20 protein-coding genes and 1 pseudogene are annotated in these 25,669 nt (G+C 62.6%); 9 read left to right on the top strand and 12 right to left on the bottom strand.

Going from position 1 to position 25,669, the window contains the following annotated elements; genetic code table 11:
• Positions 1–80 precede the first annotated feature (80 nt).
• From ACIOAU_RS07135 to pvdM, 6 genes are all read right to left on the bottom strand, one after another.
• Positions 81–1,736, bottom strand: coding sequence for a cyclic peptide export ABC transporter (locus ACIOAU_RS07135; protein ID WP_150569569.1), 1,656 nt, complete (start codon positions 1,734–1,736; stop codon positions 81–83).
• 197 nt (positions 1,737–1,933) lie between these two features.
• Positions 1,934–3,682, bottom strand: coding sequence for a BCCT family transporter (locus ACIOAU_RS07130; protein WP_401180950.1), 1,749 nt, complete (start codon positions 3,680–3,682; stop codon positions 1,934–1,936).
• A 330-nt stretch (positions 3,683–4,012) separates the two neighbouring features.
• Positions 4,013–5,029 carry a GNAT family N-acetyltransferase gene (locus ACIOAU_RS07125; protein WP_312389384.1) on the bottom strand — a complete coding sequence of 339 codons (1,017 nt, stop codon included), beginning with the start codon at positions 5,027–5,029 and terminating at the stop codon, positions 4,013–4,015.
• Positions 5,030–5,064: 35 nt separating this feature from the next.
• Positions 5,065–5,874: a formylglycine-generating enzyme family protein gene (locus ACIOAU_RS07120; protein ID WP_224786383.1), complete on the bottom strand. Its 810-nt coding sequence runs from the start codon at positions 5,872–5,874 to the stop codon at positions 5,065–5,067.
• A 96-nt stretch (positions 5,875–5,970) separates the two neighbouring features.
• The gene (locus tag ACIOAU_RS07115; protein WP_401180947.1) at positions 5,971–7,251 is read right to left on the bottom strand and encodes an aminotransferase class V-fold PLP-dependent enzyme; all 1,281 of its coding nucleotides are present in this window, start codon (positions 7,249–7,251) and stop codon (positions 5,971–5,973) included.
• Positions 7,248–8,621, bottom strand: coding sequence for a pyoverdine-tailoring dipeptidase-like protein PvdM (gene pvdM, locus ACIOAU_RS07110; RefSeq protein ID WP_150569565.1), 1,374 nt, complete (start codon positions 8,619–8,621; stop codon positions 7,248–7,250). The genes ACIOAU_RS07115 and pvdM overlap by 4 nt, the downstream gene beginning before the upstream one ends.
• Positions 8,622–8,907: 286 nt before the next feature.
• On the opposite strand from pvdM, the gene ACIOAU_RS07105 reads away from it, so the two are divergent.
• From ACIOAU_RS07105 to ACIOAU_RS07090, 4 genes and pseudogenes are all read left to right on the top strand, one after another.
• The gene (locus ACIOAU_RS07105) at positions 8,908–9,471 is read left to right on the top strand and encodes a DUF4174 domain-containing protein (protein ID WP_101318527.1); all 564 of its coding nucleotides are present in this window, start codon (positions 8,908–8,910) and stop codon (positions 9,469–9,471) included.
• A gap of 215 nt (positions 9,472–9,686) precedes the next feature.
• A pseudogene (locus tag ACIOAU_RS07100) lies at positions 9,687–9,941 on the top strand (hypothetical protein); the annotation flags it as partial.
• A 105-nt stretch (positions 9,942–10,046) separates the two neighbouring features.
• Positions 10,047–10,877, top strand: a complete 831-nt coding sequence (locus tag ACIOAU_RS07095; protein WP_401180943.1) for a DUF692 domain-containing protein — start codon at positions 10,047–10,049, stop codon at positions 10,875–10,877.
• Positions 10,874–11,593 (top strand): DUF2063 domain-containing protein, encoded by a 720-nt coding sequence (locus tag ACIOAU_RS07090; protein WP_401180941.1) that lies wholly within the window; start codon positions 10,874–10,876, stop codon positions 11,591–11,593. The genes ACIOAU_RS07095 and ACIOAU_RS07090 overlap by 4 nt, the downstream gene beginning before the upstream one ends.
• Here ACIOAU_RS07090 and ACIOAU_RS07085 read toward each other — a convergent pair.
• Positions 11,569–12,525, bottom strand: coding sequence for a DMT family transporter (locus tag ACIOAU_RS07085; RefSeq protein WP_150569561.1), 957 nt, complete (start codon positions 12,523–12,525; stop codon positions 11,569–11,571). The genes ACIOAU_RS07090 and ACIOAU_RS07085 overlap by 25 nt on opposite strands.
• 102 nt (positions 12,526–12,627) lie before the next feature.
• Between ACIOAU_RS07085 and ACIOAU_RS07080 the strand changes: the two genes are divergently transcribed.
• Both ACIOAU_RS07080 and ACIOAU_RS07075 read left to right on the top strand, forming a co-directional pair.
• Positions 12,628–13,512, top strand: coding sequence for a LysR substrate-binding domain-containing protein (locus tag ACIOAU_RS07080; protein ID WP_401180937.1), 885 nt, complete (start codon positions 12,628–12,630; stop codon positions 13,510–13,512).
• Between the two features lie 285 nt (positions 13,513–13,797).
• Positions 13,798–14,967, top strand: coding sequence for a GGDEF domain-containing protein (locus tag ACIOAU_RS07075; protein WP_401180935.1), 1,170 nt, complete (start codon positions 13,798–13,800; stop codon positions 14,965–14,967).
• 61 nt (positions 14,968–15,028) lie between these two features.
• On the opposite strand, the gene ACIOAU_RS07070 is transcribed toward ACIOAU_RS07075, so the two are convergent.
• The 5 genes from ACIOAU_RS07070 to ACIOAU_RS07050 form a co-directional block, all read right to left on the bottom strand.
• Positions 15,029–16,387 (bottom strand): hypothetical protein, encoded by a 1,359-nt coding sequence (locus ACIOAU_RS07070; RefSeq protein WP_401180932.1) that lies wholly within the window; start codon positions 16,385–16,387, stop codon positions 15,029–15,031.
• Positions 16,388–16,526: 139 nt separating this feature from the next.
• Complete coding sequence (locus tag ACIOAU_RS07065) at positions 16,527–17,342, bottom strand: protein phosphatase 2C domain-containing protein (RefSeq protein ID WP_150569559.1); 816 nt, start codon at positions 17,340–17,342, stop codon at positions 16,527–16,529.
• A gap of 153 nt (positions 17,343–17,495) precedes the next feature.
• On the bottom strand, positions 17,496–19,835 hold the full coding sequence (locus ACIOAU_RS07060) for a TonB-dependent siderophore receptor (protein WP_401181127.1): 2,340 nt from the start codon (positions 19,833–19,835) through the stop codon (positions 17,496–17,498).
• Positions 19,836–19,972: 137 nt separating this feature from the next.
• Positions 19,973–20,944, bottom strand: coding sequence for a FecR domain-containing protein (locus ACIOAU_RS07055; RefSeq protein ID WP_401180929.1), 972 nt, complete (start codon positions 20,942–20,944; stop codon positions 19,973–19,975).
• Positions 20,941–21,462 carry a sigma-70 family RNA polymerase sigma factor gene (locus ACIOAU_RS07050; protein WP_220633404.1) on the bottom strand — a complete coding sequence of 174 codons (522 nt, stop codon included), beginning with the start codon at positions 21,460–21,462 and terminating at the stop codon, positions 20,941–20,943. The genes ACIOAU_RS07055 and ACIOAU_RS07050 overlap by 4 nt, the downstream gene beginning before the upstream one ends.
• A 159-nt stretch (positions 21,463–21,621) precedes the next feature.
• On the opposite strand from ACIOAU_RS07050, the gene ACIOAU_RS07045 reads away from it, so the two are divergent.
• The 3 genes from ACIOAU_RS07045 to ACIOAU_RS07035 all read left to right on the top strand — a co-directional run bounded on the left by ACIOAU_RS07045 (position 21,622) and on the right by ACIOAU_RS07035 (position 25,666).
• Entirely contained in the window at positions 21,622–22,143 is a 522-nt protein-coding gene (locus ACIOAU_RS07045) for a sigma-70 family RNA polymerase sigma factor (protein WP_150572992.1), read from the top strand.
• Positions 22,140–23,099, top strand: coding sequence for a FecR domain-containing protein (locus ACIOAU_RS07040; RefSeq protein ID WP_220633405.1), 960 nt, complete (start codon positions 22,140–22,142; stop codon positions 23,097–23,099). Before ACIOAU_RS07045 ends, ACIOAU_RS07040 begins: the two co-directional genes overlap by 4 nt.
• Before the next feature lie 92 nt (positions 23,100–23,191).
• On the top strand, positions 23,192–25,666 hold the full coding sequence (locus tag ACIOAU_RS07035) for a TonB-dependent siderophore receptor (protein WP_401180925.1): 2,475 nt from the start codon (positions 23,192–23,194) through the stop codon (positions 25,664–25,666).
• Positions 25,667–25,669: the final 3 nt, after the last annotated feature.

Genomic DNA, 25,669 nt, shown 5'->3' with positions numbered 1-25,669 from the left:
ATATATGGCGTAAGTGTTAATGCGATTGCGTCTCAACTTACAATGGAACGCATGACCCGCTGAAAACCGGAAAAGTTTTTTCAGGCCGGCTCCAGATCGCTGCGCACCTTGCCCGAATCCATCCGTACCAGCTGGTCGGCTACATCGAAATAACGGTCGTCGTGGGAGATGACAATGATGGTCTTGCCCAGCCGTTTCAGATCGGGCAGCAGCTCGGTGTAGAAGATGCGGCGGAAGGTCGGGTCCTGGTCAGCGGCCCATTCGTCGAATACCAGCACCGGCCGCTCTTCGATCCAGGCATTGACCAGCGCCAGGCGCTTGCGCTGGCCGGTGGAGAGGTCGGTGGTGGTGAAGGCGCCGTCGCGGATGCTTACCTTGTGGGCAATTTCCAGACGTTCCAGGTAACGGGCAGCGTCTGCCGGCAGGTCGCCGTCGCCCTGGACCAGGTCGTCGAACAGGTAGTAGTCGGCGAAGATGGTGGTGAACAACTGGCGATAGTCATCGCGGTTTTGTGCCGTTACCGCCTGGCCGTTCAGGCGTATTTCGCCTTGCTGCGGCTCATACAGGCCCAGCAGCAGTTTGATCAGGGTGGTCTTGCCGCAGCCGTTTTCGCCAACGATGAAGACAATGTCGCCCTGGCGGATCTTCAGGTTGACCGGCCCGAGGGCAAACGGCGTAGCGCCGTCAACTACCGGGAAGGCATAGCGCACGTCGCGCAGTTCCAGCTCGTGCACCGCTTGCGCGGGGTTGGCCGGGGCGTCGAGCAGCAGATGTGGCTCCGGCGAGGAAAACGTCTCGGACAGCTCGGCAATGCGCCGGAAGGCAATTTGCGCGCGGCTGACGATCGGCAGGTTGGCAATCAACTGCTCGAGCGGGCCTTTCATGTACAGCAGCACCAACACAAAGCCACTCATCACCGCCTTGTTGCTGTCGGGCCAGTAGGCTTGCATGGCCAGCGCCAGGCCGATCACGACGAAGAACAGCATCGAGCCAAAGGTCTTGGCGACGATGAAGATGTTCACCGACTCGATCTGCTTGCGGCAGATCAGCGAAGCGCTTTCACGGATGCGCTGGGTGAACATGCGCTGGCGGCGCGGGCGGTGAATGCGCAGTTCCTTGGCGCCATCGGCAATCGCGCGGTAGTGCTTTTGCAGGTTGTCTTCTTCATCACGTGCTGCGAGAAAGCCTTTCAGGCCTTTGTTCTGGGCGACGAACTGCGCGGTGCAGCCGATGGCAATGGCCACCAGCATCATCAGGAACATCGGCCACGACAGCATGGCCAGATAGCCCAGGCAGCCGAGGGTGACGGTCAGCGAGATGGCCAGCGGGGCAAACACGAAAGCGAAGTCGCTGATGGTGTCGATGTCGTGAGTGAGCACCGGGATCAGCCGGTGACTGCGGTAGCGCTCGATCTGCGCAATCGGTGCGCTGAGGACCTTTTCGCCAAGCTCCAGGCGCAGGCGGCGGATGATGTACTGGCCGACGCGGTTGCTGCTCATGTCCGACAGGATCGAGCAGCACAGCGCCAGCAGACACAGGCCGGCGAAGGCGGCGACGACGTTGCCGGTCAAGCCAGCCTCGCTGTTGAGGGCGTTGTTGATGGTGGCCAGCAACACAGTAATCGACAAGCCACCGACCATGCCCAGCACGATGGACACAGTCACGAGGGGCCAGAACGGCTTGAGCAGGCGCAGCAGGTCGGCGAAGGCGCTGCGGCTGCGTGGAGGGCTGATCATGGAAACTCCTGAGTCGAACGGCGAGAAAAAGACAGATAGCCGTGCGCGCAAGGCTGGCGTATCCCTGCAGAGAGGACGAAGCGGGAGGAGGGGGATTTAGCGAGGAGAGAGGGGAGGATGAGCTGCTCGCGCTAATGGTGGACAGAAATGTCCACCATTCGCAGAGCCGCTCAGGTTGAAGCCAATTCAGATAGCCGTTACGACTCGGTTGCGTGCTGTTTTTCACTCGCGTGCTTAGGTGCAGACTTGGTTTCCTGGACGACGATGTAAAACTCCTCGCCATGCTTCACCGCGCCGTACAGTACTGCCTTTTCGATCAGTTCGCTGGCACGCACGTGACGCAGCATCATCGGATCCCTGCGCAGATCGCGATACAGCGCCACGCACAGCAATACCATCACGATCACAAAGGGCAGGGCCACGACGATAGTCAGGTTCTGCAGACCGGTAAGGGCCGCGCCGGGATTCGCCGGGTCGCCAATTGCGAGCATGATCGCCGCAACGGTGCCGGTCAGGCCGCCCCAGAAAATCACCGTGGACCGCGACGGTGTCGTCGTCCCGCGCTCCGACAGCGTGCCCATCACCAGCGAAGCAGCGTCCGCCCCGGACACGAAGAAAATCGCCACCAGCACCATGACCAACACCGACGTCAGGCTTGCCAGCGGGTATCCGTCCAGAAGCTGGTAAAGCGCGGTGTTGCTGTTGACCACGCCGTCCACCAGCAGCAGGCTGCCCTCGCGCACTGCATCGATGCTTGCACCGCCGAACAAGGTGAACCAGATCAGGCTGACCAGGCTTGGCACCAGCAGCACGCCGCTGACGAACTGGCGGATGGTCCGGCCGCGACTGATGCGGGCGATGAACATGCCGACAAAAGGCGTCCAGGAAATCCACCATGCCCAGTAGAACACGGTCCAGCTGGCCAGCCAGCTGTCCATCTGCGGGCCGCCACTGGCGCTGGTACGCGCCATCATTTCCGGTAGCAACTTGATGTAGACACCGATAGAGGTCGGCAGCAGGTTCAACATCAATAACGTCGGGCCGACCAGGAATACGAACACGGCCAAGGCAAGGGCCAGGATCATGTTGACGTTGGACAGCCACTTGATGCCTTTGCCAATCCCGGACACCGCAGAGGCAACGAAGGCGATGGTCAGCACGGTCACGATGGCGAGGTAGAAGATTTTGCCAGGGTGTTCGATCCAGCCGTTGTATTCCAGGCCGCCGGCGATCTGCAGCGCCCCAAGCCCCAGTGAAGCGGCAGAGCCAAACAAGGTGGCAAAAATGGCCATCATGTCGATTACCCGCCCCAGCGGCCCGTTGGCATGCTTGCCGATCAGGGGACGAAATGCATTCGAAACCAGCTGCGAGCGGCCACGCCGAAACGTACCGTAAGCAATCGCCAGGCCTACAATCGCGTACATCGCCCACGGGTGCAGCGTCCAGTGGAACAGGGTGGTAGCCATCGCCACCTGCATCGCTTCGTTGGACTGGGGGGCCGCTGAGCCGGGAGGTGGCGTCATGTAGTGAGACAGCGGCTCAGCGACGCCGAAAAACATCAGGCCGATGCCCATGCCGGCACTGAACATCATCGCGACCCACGACACTGTGCGAAACTCGGGCACCTCGCCGTCACGCCCGAGTGGGATCCTGCCGTACCGGCTCGCCGCCAGCCAGAGCACGAAAATCACGAACAGCGTAGAGGTCAGCACGAAGAACCAGCCGAAATTGATGATGACCCAGGATTGCGCCGCTGACGCGCTGGCGGCAAGAGTCAGCTGGCTGAGGAAGCCCCAGAGGATGAAGGCGATTGCGGTGATGCTGGTAATGCCGAACACGATCCAGTCGATCTTGCCTTCTAGATGCCGATCTTGCCGCGCTTCTTCTGTTTTGGAGGGGTCGGTCACGCCGAGTGCGAGGGTTTCAGCGTTGTTTTCCATTGCCATAAATTAACTACCCACCTTGAAATTTTGCAGGTCTTTGTTCTTGTTTTCTCGGTAACGCTGCAAACAGTCCGACGTCAGTGCGCACTGGAGGCCTGCCGATTATCCATTTCCTGTTCACGCCGCCTGTTCTGAGAGCGTCCATGCGCAATCCTTTTGACGACTTGCGACAACTGCGCAGGGGGGATTTGGTGCAGGGCAACGGCGGGAGAAGGACGGTCAGGCGGGCGCTTGCCCTGAGCAGAGGCGGGGGATTCAACGGGGAAGGTGGCGGGCAGCCGGTTGCTTAGCGGGTTCGGCCTGATGGCAGGCCAAACCCTTTAACGACGCAGATCAGAGGCTGCGTTCGAAGAAGTATTCGCGCTCAAGACGCAGCAAGGCGGCCTTCTTGTGCACGAACTGGATGTCTTTCAAGTGGCCGAAGCCCTGCGACTTGAGAAATTCGATCTGGCGCGTGTGATCGATGCGCGGCTCGCCAAGAATGCGCTGAGTACGCGGATCATCCAGGTACATGTAATGCATCAGCGAGTTGAACCAGGCCTTGAGCTTGCCCACCCCCTGGTGCTTGCTCTCACCGACCACCACATGCCAGCCGCGGTCGTAGTCGGCCACGTCATAGAACGGCGCGATGCGGTCTTCCTTGCACCAGTACACCTCGAAGTAGGCGAACGGCTCATCGTCGAAGCAGCCGATCAGCGGATGCACGCGCGGGTCGTCGAGCATCTCGCGCAGGTAGGCGGCGTGCTCTTCGAGGCTGCCGGTCTGCTCCCAGAAGTACGCCACCTGTTCCAGGTTCATCCAGCGGTTGAAGGCTTCGAGGTCGCGGTCGGGGTCGATGGTGCGCAGGCTGAAAGTGCTGTTCAGGCCCGGCAGGTGGCGCCGATAGACTTCGCCGGCAGGGATAGGGGGGCGCTGAGGGTGGCGTTTTTCGCCGCTGAAACAGTAATGCGGGGCCGTGTGCACACTGGCCGGTGCGGTCAGCCATGCCAGCGGGTTCTGCCAGAAGGTGGCGCGTCGGCATTGCAGTTCGAGGCTGCCATCTGCACTGGGCAGCTGCGTGTCGAACACGCCCTGGCGGATTGCCGCAACGGCGAATGCCTGCGGGGCTTTGAGGTTGATGTTGAGCACGGCGGATTTTTTGCGGTAGGCAAAGTGGCTGCCGATCACTGCCAGCAAGGCGGTGGCGGGGTAGTGCGCGGGCAGCGGGCTGTCGATCAGCACGCGCTCGCCGTCGAAACGGTAGCTGAGCGAGGGCAGGTCGCCGACCTGCAGCACGCCCTCGGCGGTGTCGCCGTGAGTGCTGGCGCGGCGGCCATCAGGCAAGGTCAGGCTGAACAGTGGTGCGGGCATGGCAGGGCTCCCTCGGGGCACGGGTGGGGTGGCGGTCACAGTTCGCGGGCAACGCGAAAGCTCAGCCAGTCGCCGCGGTCGGACGGGATGGTGGCGTTGCGGTTGCCGGAGCGGGAGAAGATCGGCGGCTCGATCCAGTCGTTGCCGCGCATCGACAGCACCTTGCAGCCAGGCTCGGTCCAGGCGCTGCCGTCGTTGGGTGCGCCTTCATAGCTGTCGCGGTAGCAGTCAGGGGTGAATTCGGAAACGTTGCCGTGCATGTCATAGACGCCAAAGGCGTTGGGCTTGAAACTGCCGGCCGGGGCGATATTGGCAAAGCCGTCTGCTGGGCCGTAGGTGTTGGCATTGAGGGCGATGCTGTATTCCTTGTCCGGGTCCAGCGGGAACGGGAACGGGCCTTTGCTGCCGCCGCGGGCGGCGTATTCACGCAGCGCTTCGCTGGGCATGAAGTACTGCTTGCCGGTCTTTTTCGACAGCCATTGGATGTACGCCTGGGCTTCGTTGAAGTCCAGGCACACCGCCGGGTTGCGCGCTTCGTACTTGTAGCGCGGGATGCCGGCGATGCACTGGCGGCCTTCGCGGTCATCACCGCTGGGCATGCGGTAGCCGCTGTCGCGCAGGTACACATCCCACTCGCCTTTGAGTACCTGGAAGCGGCTGATGGCGATAGGGCGCTTGAAGGTCACCTCATGCTGCGGGCCTTCATCGGGCTGGCGGCCGACTTCACCCTCGGGGGTGCCCATGCTGAAGCTGCCTGCGGGCAGTACCACCAGCTCTGGGCAGTCCTTGCAGTCACGGATCACCGTGCCGGGCGCTGCGGCCTGGGCGCCGCTGCTGAGCAGCATGCCGGCGGCGAGCGCCAGGGTCAGTCCGTGCAGGCGGGCGAGGGTAGGGCGCGAGGTGGGCTGGGACATGGCAATTCTCGTTGGCGAATACATGGGTTACACCGTTTTGCGCAGCAGGGCGACAAAGCGCTCGAGCTGGTCTTCGTCGTTGAGCAGGCCCGGCGCGGTGCGGATCACCGGGCCGACATCGCGGTACACCGCATCGACCATGGCTTTGTTTTTCTGCAGGTAGGCGGCGACCTCGTCGCAGTCGCGATCCTTGACCCGGAAGAAGCAGAAACCGGCGGAAAGCGTCGGGCTGCGGGGGGTTACCAGCTCGACCCCTCGCACCGTCGACAGTTGCTGCTTGAGGTAGCTGTTGAGTTGATGGATGCGCGCCTGGATGTCGGCCTTGCCCAATTGCAGGTGCAACTTGAAGGCTTCATCCAGCGCCCAGCGGTGCTCGAATGCGTGGTAGCCACCGGGGGTAAAGGTAGTGGCAAAGTCGGTGTCTTCGGAGAAGGTTGGCACCATTGGCGTCAGGTGTTCGACCTTGGCGTTGCGGGCGCAGACGATGCCGGTGCCACGTGGGCCGAACAACCATTTATGAGTGCCGGCGATGAAGAAGTCGCAGTCCATGCTCGGTACGTCGAGGTCTTCCACGCCAAGGCCATGCACGCCGTCGATCACATACAGGATGCGGTCCTGTTCGGCGCGGTCGCGGTTGGCCTCGCGCACCAGCGCGCCGATACGCGCAACCGGCAGTTTGACGCCGCTGCCCGACTGCACCCAGGTCATGCCCAGCACGCGTGTCTGCGGGCGGATGGCCTGGCGGATATTGCCGAGAATTTCGTCTTCGCTGACCAGCGCCGGGTCTTTGAACAGGGTGATGCGGCGCACCTGGGTGCCTTGCTTGCGGGTGCGCAGGTCGAGGCTGGTTTCGGCTGAATAGTGCTCGTGCACGGTGGTCAGGATCTCTTGATCCGGGCGTACATGGATGCCGCCGTAGACCATCGCCAGGCCTTCGGTGGTGCTGCCGGTGAGGGCGATCTGGGCCGGGCTCACCTTCAGGTATTCAGCGGCGGCGCGGCGGACCTGGCCCTCGCGCTTCCAGGTTTCCTGCAGGTCCCAGTCCATTGCCAGGGCCGGATTGCGGTCGATCTGTGCGCGGTAGCGGGCGATTGCCTCGCGGACTGGGCGCGGCTGCGAGGTGACCAGGAAGTTGGACAGGTGCAGGTAGCTAGGGTCCTGCTCGAACAGCTGCTGCAGGTCACGCCATTTGTCGCCGCTGGCGCTGGTCGCAGGATTTTCAGCAGCCGTGGCGAGCGCGTATTGGCCCAGCGGCAACGTGGCGGCGAGCACCCCGGCCTGCTTGAGAAAGGTCCGCCGCGGGTTCATGGCTGTGCCTCCACGACAGAGCTGGCCGATTGCAGGCTGGCGACCGGTTGCGCCGCTTTTTGCACCTGCGCCCAGACGCGCATGAAGTTGCCGCCCCAGAGCTTGGCGATATCGGCCTCTGAGTAACCGCGGGCGATCAGCTCGGCTGTGACGTTGCGGACCTCGCCGACGTTGTCCCAGCCTTGCACACCGCCGCCTTCATTGAAGTCCGAGCTGATGCCGACGTGATCGATGCCGACCTTGGCCACCGTGTAGTCGATGGCCGCGACAAAATCCTGCAACGTGGCCTTGGGCTCGTCTTCGAGAATGCCGTACAGCGCGCCTGCGTACTCGCCGAAGCGCTGCTCGGGCCAGCCGGCAATGATCGGGTCGCCAGGCATCAGGGCCATGGCCAGGTCTTGCAGGGGCGGCAGGTCGAAGCGCTGGCGCAGCGCGTTGAGTTTGTCGCGGGTGCCCTGGGTCAGTGGTTTGAGGTATTGCGAGAACGCTACCACCTGGACCACACCGCCACTGTCCTTGATCAACTGCAGCTCGCGGTCGCTGAGGTTGCGCGGGATGTCCACCAACGCCCGCGGCGCTGAATGCGACGCTACCAGCGGTGCGCGGCTGAGCTGGGCGACCTGCTCCAGCGCTGGAGTCGACATCTGCGACACATCGATGATCACGCCCAGGTCATTGAGCCGCTGCACGGCCTGCTTGCCAATTGCCGACAGGCCGCCGAGGGCATTTGGGGTGTCGTTGAAAAACGGCATCGGCCGCGATGAGTCGGCCCAGGCATTGTTGCCGATATAGCTGAAGCCGAACATGCGCATGCCGCGCGCAGCCCAGGTGTCGAGCAGATCGATGTCATTACCCAGTGGGTAGGCATTGAGCATGCTCAGAAAGATCACGAACTTGCCTTCGCCGTGCAGACGGCGGAAGTCGTCGGGGCTGTAGGCGATGGCGACCTGATTGGGAAAGTCGCGGACCAGGCCGGTGATGATCCGGTAGCGCACTTCCTGCTGGTGGCGCGCTTCATCGACAAAGGCGGCGGTTGGCTTGTGCGGCGCATTGTCGCCGTTCCACATCTCTGGCCAGCCAAACAGGTTCAGCGCGGCACCGGACAGCCGACCACGGTTGAGCTTGACCAGATCGAACTGGCCCGCGCCGTCTTTATCGAACTCGTTGCCGGCGCTGGCGTAGTCCAGCGGCAGGCTGATATGGCTGTCAAAGGTGAGCATGTATTCATGCAGCGCGTCCGCCTGCTGGGTCACCTCGGCGGGGTAGCCGCGGTTGCTCCAGTGGTCCCAGGCCAGGTAGCCGCCGCCACCCAGCGCCAGCAGCAGGGGCAGGCCCAGGTACAGCGCCTTGTTGCGCAATCGTATGTTCATTGCCATCTCGGATCAGGGTGGTAACCGGGCGTGGCTCAAGCCACACGCTATGAGGGGAAGGACGTGTGGCCACGGGGAAAAATTAATCGCCTGGCGGCAATCGGCTATGCTCAAACAGGGCGTAGGCATTTTCCGTAGGTGCTGTCGTCCTGATCTGCGAAGGTATTGGAAATCGGCAGTTACGCTTGAGCCAAGCGGGTGTTGGATGACTTGGTTTAGGCTCGCCGACAGGATCTTTCTCCCCGATCTGTAGTCTTTGTTTCATCGAGAGAATAAGGAGATGTGCATGCTTGTCCGGTCATTGACCCTCGCCACGTTGCTAGCCGTAGCTGGCCCTTTGCTTGCCGCCGACAGCGATGCGCCGTTGGCAAAGGAGCTGGGCAAGGCCAGGCCGTTGGTGGTGATTGCCCCCAGCCCAGCTGACCCGACCTTGCGTGGCCTTAACGAGGCACTGAATGAATCGGCGACCAAAAAGGCCTTTGAAGAGCGTCAGCTGGTGCTCTACAGCGTTGCTGGCCTAGCGGGTACGCGCGAAGGGAAAAACCTTGAGCAGCAGACCACCATGGCCCTGATTCGTGAACTGAAACTTGGTGCGAGCAAAGGCACCAAGGTCATTCTGGTGGGCAAGGATGGCGAGTTTCATGTGTTGAAGGATGACGACAGCGGCGACAAGCTTGATCCGCAGGTGATCTTCAAGGCGGTGGACGAGTTGCCTGCCAGCGAGAAGGCTGCAGCGGTTGCGGCGCCGGTTGCGGCAGCTGCTCCGGAGCCCAAGGGTAAGGAGGCCAAGAACGTCAAGCCTGCCAAGCCGGCCAAGCCAGCGGCGCCACCCAAGCCGCTGGAGGATTGAGCGCGAATGAAGGTATACACGCGGCACCAAGCGGTCTCCCCGGACGCCAGCCGGCCGGAAAGGATTGCGTAGCGGTCCACCCGCCCGCGTGTATCACTCTGTATCCACACCTATTCCTGACCCACTCCCATACAAAAGCACCGCAGTGCCGATACATCACCGACACACCACTGCGGCTCAATGGCTCCACTACCAACCGCAAGTGGAGCACCACCATGAAACAGTCGAAAAACACCCTTGGCCTGCTTGGCGCTGCTGTCGTCGGCAGCCTGTTGTTGGGCAATAGCGCCTTCGCCGTCGAACCGATGAGCCAGGGTTATCAACTGGCCGCCGCCAAGACCGACGCGGAAGGCAAATGCGGCGAAGGCAAGTGCGGCGGCAGTGAGAAGGCTGGCAAAGCCGAAGGCAAATGCGGCGGTGAGGCCAAAGCCGGCAAGGCCGAAGGCAAGTGCGGTGAGGGCAAATGCGGTGCCAGCGAGAAACAGGCAGGCAAAGCCAAGTCCTGACCGCCAACGTCCGCAGGCCTCGATCCTCGATATGGATCAGGCCTGCGGCACTTGCCCGGAGTACCAAGCATGAACAACCCGCATCTGCGCACCGGCCTAGGCCTCCGTCGCGGCCTGTTACCCGAATTGCTGACGATGCCCCTGGGGGCGGTAGACTTTCTCGAGTGCGCCCCGGAAAACTGGATCGGTGTCGGTGGCAGCCATGGCCGCAGCCTGGCCCAGCTGGCTGAACGCTTTGCCATCAGTTGCCATGGGCTATCGCTGTCACTCGGCGGCATCGCACCGCTGGACCGGACCCTGCTGACCAGCACCCGGCAGTTTCTGGATCGCTTTGAGGTCCGGCACTATAGCGAACACCTCAGCTATTGCAGCGATGACGGTCACCTCTACGACCTGTTACCGATACCCTTCACCGATGAAGCCGTGCGCCACGTCGCCGCGCGCATTCGCCAGACTCAGGACCAGTTGGGCAGGCGAATCGCGGTCGAAAACATCAGCTACTACGCCGCGCCTTACCAGGCCATGAGTGAACTGGCGTTTATCCGCGCGGTACTGGACGAGGCTGACTGCGATCTGCTGCTGGATATCAACAATGTCTACGTCAATGCCTGCAATCATCGCTATGACCCCGTCGACTTTCTTCACGGTTTGCCCCGCGAGCGGGTCACTGCCATGCACGTGGCGGGTCACTATGACGAAGCCCCCGACCTCAAGGTCGACACTCACGGCGCGCCGGTGAAAGAGCACGTCTGGGACCTGTACGCAGTGGCCTGCGAGCGCTTTGGCGTGCAGCCGACGGTTCTTGAACGCGATTTCAACTACCCGCCATTGGCCGAGCTTCTGGCCGAAACGGCGCGCATTGCAATGGCGCAACAAGCCCGCGCGAGGCGTGCAGCATGAACCTGCATCAGCAGCAATTGCAGATGGCCAACTACGTGCGCGACCCCGTGCGCAACCCGCCGCCGGCCGATATCGAGGCTCGGCGCCTGCGGGTCTATCGCGAGCTGTGCTACAACAGCATCGAAGGGCTGCTGGCAGCCAGTTTCCCGGTCATGCGAGCAACCCTGGGCGAGCTGGTCTGGCACGCCAGAGTGCGTGATTTCTATGCCGCTTACCGTAGCCAGACGCCGCTGTTTACCGAGGTCGGCGGGGCATTCATCGAGTACCTGCACGAGGCTGATCTGGACGCCCCGTGGCAACTGGAACTGGCCCATTACGAATGGATCGAAGCGCAGCTTTTCCTGAGCGCTGATGAGGCCTTCACCCAGCTGGATACAGCCGATCTGCTGGAGGGCGAGCCAACACTGTCGTGCCTGGCGCGGATCCTGGCGTACCGCTGGCCGGTCGATCGGATCGGCCCCGGCTATCAGCCTTCAGCGCCACCTGCATCGCCAACCTTGTTGGTGGTTTATCGCGATCAGCACCTGCAGGTGCGTTTCGCCCGACTCACCCCAATGGCCTACCAGTTACTGGCCGGGCTCAGCGGCAGCGGACGGCAGCGCTTGCAGGCGCTGGGCGACGAGCAGGTTCAGGCGCAGGGCTTGGCGCTGCTCGAAGACCTGCACGCGCAGCAGCTTGTCATCGCCGCAAATTACCTGGCAGGTGCCTCGGCCTGAGCCTCGGCGGATTTCTTCGCCGGCGGCTTCAACCGGGTGACTCCCAACAGCACCAGTGCCATGCCCGCCACCTGATACAGTGAAATCTGCTCACTGAGAATCGCCCACGACGCCAGCACCGTCAGTACCGGGCCGAGGTTGCCGACAGCCGCCGTCTGGGTAGGCCCCAGGCGCTGAATCGCCAGGGCCAGCCAGTAGATCGGCAGCACCGTGGAGAATACTGCCATCAGTCCGGCATTGGCCCACACCGCAGCCGGCAACTGCGCCAGCTGGCTTACATCCGCCACCAGCAGGTAGTGGGCTAGCACCATCAAACTTGAAGCCGTGCCGCACAACCCGGCCAGGCGCATAGAGCCCATGCGCTTGAGCAGCATGCCGGTGCCGCAGTAATACATCGCGTAAGTGACCGCGCTGGCGAACACCCACAACGAGCCGACAATGATCTGCTGGCCTGCGCTGGCACTGCTGACATCGTGCACGAATGCGATGCCCAGGCCGAGATAGCAAAGCCCCATCGCCGCCATCGTGCGCAAGGTGGGCCGTTCACGCAGGGCGACGGCCTGGATAAGCAGTACCAAGGTGGGGTAGGTGAACAGGATCAGCCGCTCAAGCCCCGCGCTGATGTACTGCAAGCCATAAAAGTCGAACCAGCTGGCCAGGTAGTACCCAAGCAGCCCCAACACTGCCACCCGCAGCCCATCGGCCACCGTCAACCGTTCGCCACCCTGGCGTTGGCTGAGCCACAGCAACCAGACAAACAGCGGCAGGGCCAACGCCATGCGCATCGCCAGCAGGGTGATTGCATCTACCGCAGCTGCGGCGTAGGCGAGTTTGACGAAGATCGCCTTGAAGCTGAAGCCCAGTGCCGCGAGCACTGCAAACAGGCTGCCGTTGTCGATCTGGCGTTTGAGCATGGCGTGTAAGCGAGACATGGCGAATCCGGAAACAATTGGTAAGGTTTATTCTGCGCATAACGCGGCGCACTGTAGAATCGCTATTTAGCGAACAAGGCTTTCGTTTTTGGAGAAGACCTGATGCACTTCGACCTTGCTGATCTGCGCCTGATCGCGGCGATCGCCAGCAGTGGAAGCCTGAGTAAAGCCGCGGCTACCTTTCCGGTAGCCGTCTCGGCTGCCAGCAACCGCCTGCGTCTGTTCGAGCAACGCAGCGGTTTGACCTTGTTCAACCGCCGCGCCGACGGTATGCAACTGACGCCCTCCGGGCGGCTGGTGCTGGAAGCTGCCCGTGGCGTGCTCGGCGAGGCAAGCAAGCTGCAGGCGACCCTGCACGAACTGGCCGGGCAACGCCGAATCACCCTGCATCTGGCCGCGTCGACGGTGACCAACAGCACCTTGCTGCCGGCGGTGCTGGGGCCGTTCCTGGCGGACTACCCGCAGGTCGATCTGCAGTTGGTCGAGCACAAAAGCATCGATGTACTGCGCGTGGTGCTGGCCGGCGAGTGCGAAATCGGCGTGTATGACGGCAACCTGGTCAATGACGGTGTGGTGTCGCTGCCGTTTCGTACCGAACGTCTTGTGCTGCTGGTGCCCGCCGAGCATGCGCTGGCCGAGCGCGGCCCGTTGCGGCTGGTCGACGCGCTGGATTTTGCTTTTGTCTGCCTGCCGGCCGAACGCGCCATGCAACGCTTTGTCGAGGAGCTGGCGATGAACCTGGCCATGCCATTGAAGGTGCGGGTCAGGGCGCCCAGCTTCGAGGCGATAGCGCAGTTGGTCGCGCAACACGCCGGCATTGCCATCGTGCCGCAGACCGCTGCCGTGCGCGCCGAGCAGGAGTTGGACGTGCGCTGGCTGCCACTGCAGGAGCGCTGGGCCACGCTGGAGCTCAGGGTGTGCTTTCGCAGCTGGGAAGGACTCAGCTCGCATGGACGGCTGCTGGTGAGCTTTCTGACCGTGCAGTGAGACGCCGCCCAGAGCCCCGGTCGGCAGCTGCGATCACCGAGAACGTCATGCTCAACGACATCGAGGGCGCGTTGCAGACCATGACCGCTCAAGGAGCTGGATGACCAGTGCCATGAAGGACAAGGGTTTTTATTGAGCAGACCACTGGACAATTGCGTTTTGGTGCGGATGATGCATGAACAAATCGCCACGACGGAAATCGTGCGCTAGGCATACCGCGCAGGGTCGCGCAGAGCGGTTTACACCGTGCCATTTCATCACTTCTGCATACAGGCCCGTCAATCCATGGCGCTCGACCCCCCAACGATGTTGACCATCTCGATAGCCCTTGCCGCCGCTGCGGCGCTGTACCTGGCGGTCGAGTGGCGCACCGTGCGTGAATCTTCATTGCTGTATTGGAGCGCAGGCTTCGCCACCATTACCGTCGGCTGCGTACTGTCGTTGATGCGTTTGCAGGGAATGCTGTTGATCGGCATCTGGTTCGCCAATGGCCTGCTGGTTACGGCGCACTTTTTGTTCCTGCTGGGGGTGGCGCGCTTCACCGAAACTCGCCTGTCACGGGGCTGGTATTCGATTTTTGTCATCTGGACGGCACTGTTGCTGCTGCCAGACGGGCCTGAATGGTCAAAACTGATGCTGCTGGCCAACTCGCTGCTGGTGGCGGTCACAACGCTCAAAGCCAGCTCGCTGCTGCGCCCGCATGGGCTGTCGCTGAGCGTGGGTGCGGTGCAGTTGCGCTTTGTGCTACTGCTGCACGGGCTGTTCTACCTGGCCAAGATGATCCCGCCATTGATGCCCGGCACGTTGATTGACCTGGCGGCGTTCCGTGGCGAGATCATCCAGATTTCGCTGGTTGAAGGGGCGATGGCGATCATGCTGATCGCATTGTCGATGACCGGCACCGAGCGCTATCGCCGCGAACAGCAGATCGCCCGCCTGGCCGCGCGCGACCCGCTGACCGCAATGTACAACCGGCGTGCTCTGGAGGTGCGGGCGCCGCGCCTGCTGGGTCAGGTCAGCGCCGCGCGCCCGGGGGCGCTGTTGATCATCGATATCGACAACTTCAAGATGGTCAATGACCTGTTCGGCCACGCTGCCGGCGATCGCCTGCTGGTGGCGCTGAGCGAGATGATTCGCGGGTTGGTGCCTGCCCATGCGCTGGCTGCCCGGTTGGGCGGCGACGAGTTCATCATCTTGCTTGGCAACACCAGTCGTGAACGGGTCAACCAGCTGGGCGACAGCCTGCGCGAGCAGTTCCAGCTACTGACCTCAGGCTCTTATGCAACACCTGCGGCGGTAACCTTGAGCATTGGTGCCAGCTTGTTCGATCAGCCGCCCAGTAGTCTCACAGCGTTGATCGAGCAGGGTGACAAAGCGCTTTATGAAACCAAGCGGGCAGGGCGCAACAGCATTAGTCTGGTTGATTTGACCCTGGGCACTCCGGTGGCCGATTGAGCACAGCTGCCAACTAATTGACTGCGAGGAGCGGGTTATGGGCGGTCTCGACGAAAAGCTGTCACTGCGCGTTGATGATTACCGTGCGAGCCATGCAGTCTTTGCAGTTGACTACAGTTTCAATCTGGTTGGCTTGCGCATGCACAGCCGCTGAACCGCAGCTTACGCAGTGCAGCCTGGTGCCGCCTGCGGACGCGGCCGCTGCGCCGCCAGGCGTGGGCAATTGGCTGATGTAGGCAAACAAGGTCTGTTCCAGGCCATGGTCATCCAGTTTCAGTACCACGCCATGCAGGACTTGGCTGAAGCCTGACCGCGGCGCCTTCACCTCGTAGCCGGGCCAACGAAACGGCCAGCGCTCGTCGACCGCACGCTGGCCAAGCGCGAGCATCCGCCCGGGGATGGTATTGGAGGCGATGTGTTTGTTTACCTGACACTGCGCGGCAAACGCCAGCGCGCCGCGAATGGCCGTATTGGTCAGCGACCAGATACTGCGTATGGGCAGTTGTAACAGGAGCTGCGCGGCCACCTCACGGGATTTTTTCCACGCATCGAACGGCAGGCCGTGATCGGCCGCTCGGCTGAGGATGTAGGCATACACCTCTTCCACAGCCAAGCGGTGGAGTACTTCGACGATCTCGCCATGCCAGGCCGCCAGCGGCCCCTGTGACAAGTCATCGAGCAGCGCCTGCTGCAGTTGCGTCAGGCTCGCCCGCTCCGGGCCGGTCAGGTAGACATTGACGATCCAGCACACTTTGTCCAGCCGCGGTACCAGTGCCGAGCCGGTGCTGAAGGCATCCACGGCTGAACCTGGATCGATCACCAGCACTTTGCGCTCGCGCAGCGTCTGCAACAACGCGCTGTCCATGTCCTGCGTGGGTGTGAGGCGGGCATCGCCGCGCAACTCGGCCAAGGGCGCCAGGCGCTGGTTGGCCTGGTCTGCATGGGTCATGAGCAAGGCCAGCAGTTGCACTTTGCTGGTGAAGTCCAGCGAGGCGAGCGGCACGCCGGGGATATCATCCAGCGACCACTGTGTTCGAATCCGCTGACGACGCTCCAGGGTTTGTTGCTTTTGCTGGGCCATTCGTGATGCCTTGCAGGGCGCGCAGGTGCAATAACGCAGCAGGCGGGTCCGGCCAGGCGGGTGGTGACGATGATCGCAGCCCTTGCAGAAGGCTGGATCAAGATTCCAGCTGGTCGCCGTCTTGCCCTTGCGTCGCTCATACATCGGCACGGCGCAGTAAGGGCAGGTCACGTCCGGCGACGCGATCGGCGGAAAGCTCTTGATCAGGCAGTTGGGTGCAAGGTCGAGGTTATAGCGCTGAATCAGAGCGGCGTTTTTGGCGCCACCGAGGTATTCCTGGTAGAGCTTTTCGACCTGTTCAGCGCTCAAGTGGCGCAGCTTGTTTTGATAGTCCGACAAACCTGATTTCTCCCTCGGAAACATCGCCTTGGTGTGAGGGAGGATCATGCGGCGCATCGATTTAGCCTGGGAAGAGCCAAGAGGGTCGATCCTTCCTAAGCGTTTGTAGGGCGTTTCCCAAGCATTGCCGTTGGGGGCTTCAGCTTACCCGGAGCCAGATGGCGGAGGCATCGTCACTGGCTTTGAATCGGGGGTAACGCAGGCAGGCGGCATCCTCCTTTTCGATCCGACGTAGCTGCAGTGCCAGATCCGCCAGGCCGTGGTGCAGCAGATGGGCGATGAAGTCAGCGGGAGTGAAGGCCGCGTAGCTGTCCAGCAACGCGCTGAAACCGTCGCTCATCAGGACCAGGTCGTCGCCCGCTGCCACTGGCGTGCGGGTGTAGCGCAGGGCAGCGCGGGCGGCCTGGGCATCTACGCTGAGGACTGCCTTGGGCCGCTCTCGCGCCAGCCTGCGGTCAGCGATGATGGCCGGTGTGCGTACGCCATGGGCGCCAGTGCCCGGGCCCAGGGCTGCGGCTTCGGCGCTTTCAGCCTGGCGGTCTGGCGCGGGGGTGAGGAAGGCAATGCCTTGCGCACTGCGGTGCAGCACTGCGCAGTCGCCGAGAAAGCTGCAGCTCAACTGATCGCCTTCGAGCGCTACCGCCGCGAACGAGGCGCGGGGCAGTTCCCAGGTCGCGAGCGGAAGGCGCTGACGCTGGCGTTCGTAGTCACGGGCAACGTGCTCGAAAACCGATTCACACACCTGCTCCAGGTTACCTTCAGCACCCGCAAAAGCCCGCTGCGCTGCCGCCGCCAGCCATGCTGCGCCGCCGCGTTGGCCGAGCAGGCCAGGCGGGCCGAGGTCGGTGGCGCCATCGATCACCCACGCGTGCAGGTCTGCGCTGCCAATGCGGTCGTCGTTGGCGACGTCTGGCTTGCCGGCCAGGCTCAGGCTCTGGATAAGGTCGAGGTGCATGGTCGATCGGTCTTCTTGGCGGGTGGCTGGGAGGGGTTGGACCGGGTATTGGCCCGCGGGTTCGTTCAGCTCGCGGGCGCGTTCCAGCATACCTGATGACCCTGGTCGCATTCGAGTAGGGCAGTAGGTGGGGGTTGAGTCCCCAGGCCAACCTCAGAAGCTGTACTTGAAACTGGTCATCAGATTGCGCGGCGCGCCGTACACGCTATATAACCCGGACTGGCTGTAATACTCGCGATCGAACACGTTATTGATGTTCAGCGCAGCACTGAGGTTGCGGCTGATGTCGTAGCGAGCCATCAGGTTGGTAACCGCATAGCTGCTCTGGCTGAAGGTGTGCAAGTCAGCGCCAACCTTGCTCTGCCAGTTCACCCCGCCGCCAATCGTCAGTTTGTTCAGCGGCCCGTGCAGCCGGTAGCTGGTAAAGGTCTTCACGCTGTTGCGCGGCAGGTTGGTATTGATGCGCTGGTCATCGGCATCGGTGGTCACCGAATAGGCATAGCCGGCGGACGCCTGCCAGCCTTCGGCCAGTTCGCCGTTCAGTTCCAGCTCGATGCCTTTGGAGGTGGTGTCCTGCTCGGCACTGTAGACGTTGTCGTGCTGCCAGATGGCAAGGTTGTCCTGCTCCAGCTTGAACAGCGCAAGGCTTGAGTTGAGCTTGCCGTCGAGGTGCGAGCCTTTGATGCCGATCTCGTAGCCGACGCCTTCCATCGGGTCGAGCGGGTTGTTGCCTTCGTCTGTCACCCACGACGCTTGCGGGTTGAAGATCTTGGTGTAGCTGGCATACAGCGACCAGGTCTGATCAAGGTCGTAGACCACCCCGGCATACGGGATGAACACGCCGCTCTCTTTGCGCTTGACCTCGGTCTCGGCGCCGCCGTAAGGGCGCTCGGAGGTGTCGCGCTGCCAGTCGATCAGGCGGCTGCCGAGGATCAGGCTAAGGTCTTCGCTGACGCTGAAGCGCGAGGTCAGGTAAGCCGCGTACTGGTCTTCATCGATCGACGACTTGCCGCTCTCGGTGAAGGTGGGCTTGGCCGAGTTGCCGTCCCAGTCGAACAGGTTGTCGATCGCGCCGGCAGGCGAGCCGGCATAGTCATAGCCCCAACCGCCCCAGCCGGGCACGCTTTCCTTGTACTGGGACAAGGTCACCCCGGTGATCAGTTCGTGCTCGCGGCCGAACAGGCTGAACGGGCCGGTGGCGTAGACATCGAGGTTGTCCTGGCGTGGCGTACCGGAGAAGCGCACGGGCAGTTGCGATAGGCCGCTGCCGTCGGTATTCAAGTCGCCCATGGCGAAGTTGAACACTTCATCGAACTTATTTTCGGCGTGGGTCAGCTCGATCTTGCCGCTCCAGCCGTTGCCCAGTTGCTGTTCAATGGAGGTGAAGAAGCTGGTTTGCTCGTGGTCGTTGTAGGACCAGTCCGGGGCGGCGTTGAGCGAGCGCTTGAGGCTGGTGCGCTGGCCGGTGCTGAAGCGCGACGGCAGGCCCGAGCGCAGCGGCGAGTCGACGTCGCTGCGCAGGTAGCTGAAGCCCAGGGTCAGCAGGGTGTCTTCAGTCAGGTCGAACTCGGTGATGCCGTAGATCAGCTGCGACTGCGAAGAGTAGCGGTCGATCCAGGCCTTCTCGGTCTTGTAGTCGGCGACGAAGCGGCCGCGGATGTTGCCCGCGTCGGTCAGCGGCCCCGAGACGTCGAAGCCTGTGCCGTAGCGGTCCCAGGTGCCGGCCTCGCCGGTGATGCTGGCCTGCGCATCGGCTGTCGGGCGCTTGCGGATCAGGTTGATAGTCGCCGACGGGTTGCCCATGCCGCTGATCAAACCGGTGGCGCCGCGGACGATTTCGACGCGGTCGTACATCGCCATGCTCTGCGAGTAGTTGTCCAGACGAGTGTTGGTGGGCACGCCGTCGACCTCGTAGTTCTGGATGGCAAAGCCGCGTGACCAGTACGAGTCGCTCTCGGCGCCGAGGCCGTCGCGCACGACGATGATGCCGGGGGTGGCCTCGAGGGCATCGGTGAGGTTGGTCAGGCGCTGGTCATCGAGGCGCTGGCGGGTCATCACGGTGAGCGACTGCGGGGTTTCCTGCGGGGTCAGGTTGAGGCGGGTCGAGCTGCTTGACGAATAGGTGGTGTAGAGGCCGGTGCCTTCGGTGGTCGAGCCGGGGGCTTTGCCGGAGATGGATACCGCGCTCAGCTCCATCGCGCCGCTGCTGCTGGCTTGCAGGGTGTAGTTGCCGTTGGCGCTGCGGCTGGCCTCCAGGCCACTGCCGGCAAGCAGCATGGCCAGGCCCTGGTCAACGTCGAAGTTGCCGTGCAGGCCGGCGGTGCTGCGCCCGTCGGTGAGGGTGCTGGGGTAGCTCAGCAGAATATGGGCGGCCTGGCCAAAGCGGCTCAGGGCTGGCGCGAGCGGGCCGGCCGGGATGTCGAAGTCGGCCTGGGCCTGCTCGGCGGCGCTGGCCCAGGTGGGCAGCATCAGCAGCGGTGCGGTGGCGGTCATGCAGGTGATGGCCTGGACCACGGCGCCGGCCAGTTTATGCTTGAGATTCACGCGTTGTTCCCCGATTGAATGGATTGTCTGGGGGTTAAGTCTCGCGAGAATCAAAAAGGGACCACCCTTGCGCAGATTTTTTTGCGTCAGGCGATGCGTGGCTTCAATGTCACCCAGTATCGGGTGAAATGCTCGACCTCAAGCTGCAGGGTGTTGGCCACGGCGAGGATGACCTTGTCGGTGTCGGCCAGCGGGAAGGTGCCGGATACACGTAGTCTGGCCAAAGCGGGATCACAGGTCAGATGGCCACGTCGGTAACGGCTCAGTTCAGCGATGAATTCTGCCAGTGGCTGGTTTTGAGCGACCAGCATGCCCTCGCTCCAAGCTGGGGCGGCGAGCGGTTCAGGTTGCCGGCTGACTAGGCCGGTTTCGGCAAAACTGGCCCGCTCGCCGGCTTGCAGGGTGATCGGCGGGTGTGCCAGCAGGGCAGGGCTGAGCACCAGCGTGCCGCGGTAGACGCTGATCTGAGTAACGCCTGCGCGTTGCCTGACGCTGAACTGCCCCAGTTGCGCCTCAAGCCGGCCCTGAGCGGTGTGTACCGACAGCAAGTGCCCGGCGCCGGCGCTGCTACGGGTGATCAACAGCTCGCCGCGCAGCAGTTGCAGCCGCCGCTGGTTCTGTTCGATGGCGACGTTGACCGCCGTGTCAGTGTTCAATTGCAGCTCAGTGTCATCGGCCAGGCTGATGCGCCGTTGTTCGCCGACCCGGCTGTGATAATCGGCGCTGAAGTCTTGCACCAGCGCTGTGTCCTTCATGTACCAGGCACTGGCGCCGGCGGCCATCAACACGCTCAGTTGCTTGAGCACACTGCGTCGCGACGAGCCTGGGCGCAGCGCCGCCTGGGCCAGACGGCGCTGGCCCGGATTACGCAGGTCGCCCATGCGCTGGGCGAATGCTTCGGCGCGTTGCCAGGCATGTTCATGCATCGGCTGCGCCTGCCTCCAGGCCATCCACGCGGCGAGGGTGGCCGGGCTGACCTCAGGTTCCTGCAACTCGAAATGCCAGTGCATGGCCTGCTCGGCTATTTCCGCGGTAATCGGCGACGTGCTGCTGGTCACGGCAGGTCCAGGCTGTCATCGAGGACGATGCACCGCGCGCTGGCTTTGATGATGTAGCGCTTGATGGTAGTTACCGATAGCTTGAGCCGGTCGGCAATCTCGGCGTGGCCGAGGCCATCGACCTGCGACAGCAGAAACGCCTCGCGCACCGGCCGCTCGAGGCTTTCGAGCATGGCATCGAGGGCGATCAAGGTTTCGAGCAGGATTGCCTGGGTTTCCAGGCTTGGCGCAACCAGCTCGGGCATTGCCGCCAGCGCTTCGAGATAGGCGCGTTCGATTTTCTGCCGGCGGTAATGGTTGCACAGCACGCTCTGCGCCACCTTGGCGAGAAAGGTCCGCGGTGCGTGCAGCGCTGGCAGCTGCTCTTTGGCCAGCAGGCGCATGAAGGTGTCCTGGGCCAGATCCGCTGCGCTGTGCGAGCAACTCAGGCGTTGCCGCAGCCAGCCCGTCAACCAGCTGTGTTGCTGACGGTAGAGCACAGCCACATTGCACAGGGCAGGTTGGGAGGATGGGAGCATGATCTGCAGGCGCCGATGAGAAGTATCGCAAACGATAATGCTTATCATATATACGGCTCGGGGCGATGCGCAACAGGTGCGAATCGGTTGGCTATTGCAAAGCTACTGGCCACCGCACGACAATAAGAGTCATTACCACTCGCGAAACGTTCTATTGCCATGTCCGCCAATGATGCGTCCCTGCACACCGCCGTCAATGACCTGTACTGCGAGCATCACGGCTGGCTCAATCGCTGGTTGCGCCAGCGCCTGGGCAATGCTTTCGATGCCGCCGATCTGACCCAGGACACCTTCGTGCGCGTGCTCAAGGCGCGCAGCGCCCTGGAGATCCGCGAGCCGCGGCCGTACTTGTCGAGGATCGCCAACGGTTTGCTGATCGACCTGTTTCGGCGCCGTTCGCTCGAACAGTCCTACCTGCAGGCACTGGCCGCCATGCCTGAAGCGCTGCAGCCGTCTCCGGAAGAGCAGGCGATCATGCTGCAGGCGTTGGTCGAGATCGACCGCTTGCTGCAAGGCCTGGGGCCCAAGGTCAAACAGGTGCTGATCCTGTCGCAGTTCGACGGCCTGAGTTACCCGCAGATCGCCGCGCAGTTGGGTATCAGCCTGCGCAGCGTCAACAAGCATATGGCCAAGGCCATGGAACACTGCTGCTTGATGCAGATCCAGATGCAGCTGGCATGAGCCTGACCCTCGCTGAACGGCAAGCGATCAGCGCCGCAGCGCGCTGGTACGCAGCGCTGCAATCAGGGGTCGCTACCGACGCCGAGCGGGCGGCCTGGAACGCCTGGCTGCTGGCCGATCCTGTTCACCTGCAGGCCTGGCAGCGCATGACTGCCGTTGCCGAGCAGATGGCCAGCGTGCCAGGTGCGGTGGCGGCACCGGCATTGCGTGGCCTCGAGCGCTCGCGCCGACAGGTGCTGCGCAGCGTCATGATCCTGGTGCCTGCTGCGTCACTGGGTTGGCTGAGCTGGCGCAGTGATACGCCGCAGCAGCTGTTTGCCGATTTTCGGACCACGGTTGGTGAGCGTCGCCAGTTTCAGTTGGCGGATGGCAGCAGCCTGTGGCTGAACACCGATTCGGCAGTCAACGTGAGGTACGACGGCAGCCAGCGTCTGCTTGATTTGTTGCAGGGCGAGATTCTGATCAGCACGGCCCCTGACGCTGCGCAGCGGCCGTTCAAAATCCACACCCGTCACGGCGAGGTACTGGCGCTGGGCACGCGCTTCATCGTTCGCACTCACGAGCAGAACGCCGAGGTCGCCGTAATCGAGAAGGCGGTAGAGGTCCGCACGGCCAGCGCTGGCGCAGCCATTCGGGTCGAAGCGGGGCAGCGGCTGGACTTCAATAAACGCTCGTCGGGGGCTGTGCAGCGCAGTGATGCCTCCGTGGGCGCCTGGCAGCAGGGCAGCATCATTGCCGTGGAGCGGCCGTTGGCTGAGCTGTTGGCGGATCTGTCGCGTTATCGCCGCGGCGTGCTGCGTTGCGATCCGCAGATTGCCCGGATGAAGGTCTCCGGAGCGTTCCCGGTCGATGACACCGACCTTGCCCTTACCGCACTGGAAAGTGGCCTGTCGCTGCGGGTCACGCGCTTCAGCCGCTACTGGGTGCACGTCTCGGCAGCGGCCGTGGCCCATTGAAAAAAATTCGCAGGCATGTGCACTTTTTACCGACGCCGTTCGGCTCATCCCCCAATACGTTTTATTGAGCAATGTTCAGGGGGAGGGTAGGCATGTCTGCAATGCACAAACGGGGTCGTCTGGCGACCGCAGTCAGGGCTGGTTTGTTGGCCGCAAGCATGGCCAGTGTATGGTCGACGGCAACAGTCGCCGCTCCGGCGCAGGAGCAAGGCGCGGCGCGGGCGTTCGCGATTGGCCCGGGCAGCCTGACCGAGGTACTCGGCCGCTTCGCCAGCGCAGCGGGTGCTGCGATCTCTTTTGATGGCCGCCAAACAGCCGGGCTGCAGTCGCCAGGGCTCAATGGGCAGTTCAGCATTGGCGAAGGTTTTGCGCGGATTCTTGCCGGCAGCGGCCTGCAGGCCGAAGCGCAGGCTGACGGCACCTATGTGCTGCGTGCTGCGCCCGCTACTCGTTCGGCAATGGAGCTGGGCGCCACCACCATCAACGGCCAGGTGCTTGGCGCCACTACCGAGAACAGCGGCTCGTATACTACCGGCGCGGTCACCATCGGCAAGGGTGAGCACTCGCTCAAGGAAACACCGCAGTCGGTCACGGTGATGACCCGCAAGCTGCTCGATGACCAGAATCTCAACACCATCGACCAAGTCATGGAAAAGACTCCGGGCATCACCGTGTATGACTCGACCATGGGTGGAAAATACTTCTACTCTCGCGGTTTCCGCATGTCGGGCCAGTACCAGTACGACGGCGTGCCGCTGGACATGGGCAACCTGTACGTGCAGGCCGACAGCTTTAGCAGTGACATGGCCTATTACGACCGGGTCGAAGTCCTGCGCGGCGCCGCCGGCATGATGAAAGGCGCGGGCGGCACCGCCGGTGGCGTCAACTTTGTGCGCAAGCGTGGCCTGGCCGCTGCCCACACCGATGTCACCCTGTCGGGCGGCAGTTGGGACAATTACCGTGGACAGGTCGACACGGGCGGCCCGCTGAATGCGTCCGGCACGCTTCGCGGCAGGGCGGTGATCGCGCAGCAGAGCCGGCACTACTTCACCGATGACGCCAGCCGCAAGGATCAGGTCTATTACGGCGCACTCGATTTCGATCTCGGCCCTGACACTACCCTGGGCCTCGGTGTCGCCTATGAAGACGTCGACGCCAATCCATGCTGGGGTGGCTTGCCGCGCTATCGCGATCGCAGTGACCTAAAGCTGAGCCGCTCGACCTGCCTGGACCCTTCGTGGAATACCTGGCGCAGCCAACGCACTACCGTATTCAGTGACCTCAAGCACCAGTTCAATGATGACTGGCAGCTCAAGGTCGCCAGCGTCCATTCAACAAACACCCAGGATATCAAATACGCTTTCGCCTCCGGCGCTGTTACCCCCGGCGTCGACACCACCGGTATGCTCGGCAGCATGTATGACTACGACCAGGTCGACTATGGTCTGGATGCCTATGTCGATGGCAAGTTCGCAGCGTTTGGCCGGCAGCACGAGTTGGTGTTCGGCGCCAATGCGAGCCGCGCCGACAAGGACGACTTCTATTCGGTCGCGTTTCTGCCGCAACGACAGAATGTATTCAACCCTGACAAGAATATCCCTGAGCCGGATGACAGCTACTTCATCGACAATGCGTCGCGCGGTGGCCCGGTCAAATCGGTTACCAAACAGAAAGGCGTGTACTCGACGCTGCGCCTGAAACTGGCCGATCCGCTGACGCTGGTGGTCGGTGGACGGGTCAGTTGGTACAGCTCAGAGACCGATTCGGAGTTCCTCAACGGCGTTGCCCCACAGCATTCGCGCAGCCGCGAGACCGGCCAGGTGACCCCGTTTGCCGGCGTACTGCTGGACCTCAATGACAACCTGACGGCCTACGCCAGCTACTCGGATATCTTCACCCCGCAAGGCAATTACCGCGATGAAGCCGGATCGGCGCTCAAACCGTTGGTAGGCCAGAGTTACGAGTTGGGGATCAAGGGCGCCTGGTTCGACGGTCGCCTCAACAGCGCGTTCAACCTGTTCCGCACCCTCCAAAAGGACCAGGCGCAGACGGATTACTTTTCGTCATGCCCGTCTTCCGACGGCTATTGCTATGTCAACGCCGGTAAGGTTCGTGCGCAGGGTTTCGAGGCTGAAATCAGCGGCGAAGTCATCGAGCGCCTGCAACTGATGGCGGGCTATACCTACACCCAGACCAAGACCCTCGACGACATCGACGCCAGCCTCAACGGCGCAGCGTTCAACAGCTATGTGCCGCGGCATGTACTGCGGATGTGGGGTGAATATGCCTTGGGCGGGGCGCTCGAGCGCTTCACGGTTGGGGCAGGGGTGAATGCGCAAAGTGACAATTTCCGCCTGTCGCCTGCCAGCGGCGAGAAAATCACCCAGGCAGGTTACGTGGTCTGGAATGGACGGATCGGTTACCGCATCGATGACACCTGGTCGCTGGCACTGAACGCCAATAACCTGTTCGACAAGCGTTACTATGCAACCATCGGCACCGAGGCGTTCGGCAACTACTACGGTGAGCCGCGCAACTTCATGGCGTCGGTGAAGGCGAGCTTTTGATCA

Origin of the sequence: Pseudomonas sp. NPDC088322 (assembly GCF_044740745.1) — a bacterium.
GTDB classification, from domain to species: domain Bacteria; phylum Pseudomonadota; class Gammaproteobacteria; order Pseudomonadales; family Pseudomonadaceae; genus Aquipseudomonas; species Aquipseudomonas shirazensis.
The sequence above is the reverse complement of the archived record's forward strand: the minus strand, read 5'-3'. Positions and strand labels throughout refer to the sequence as shown.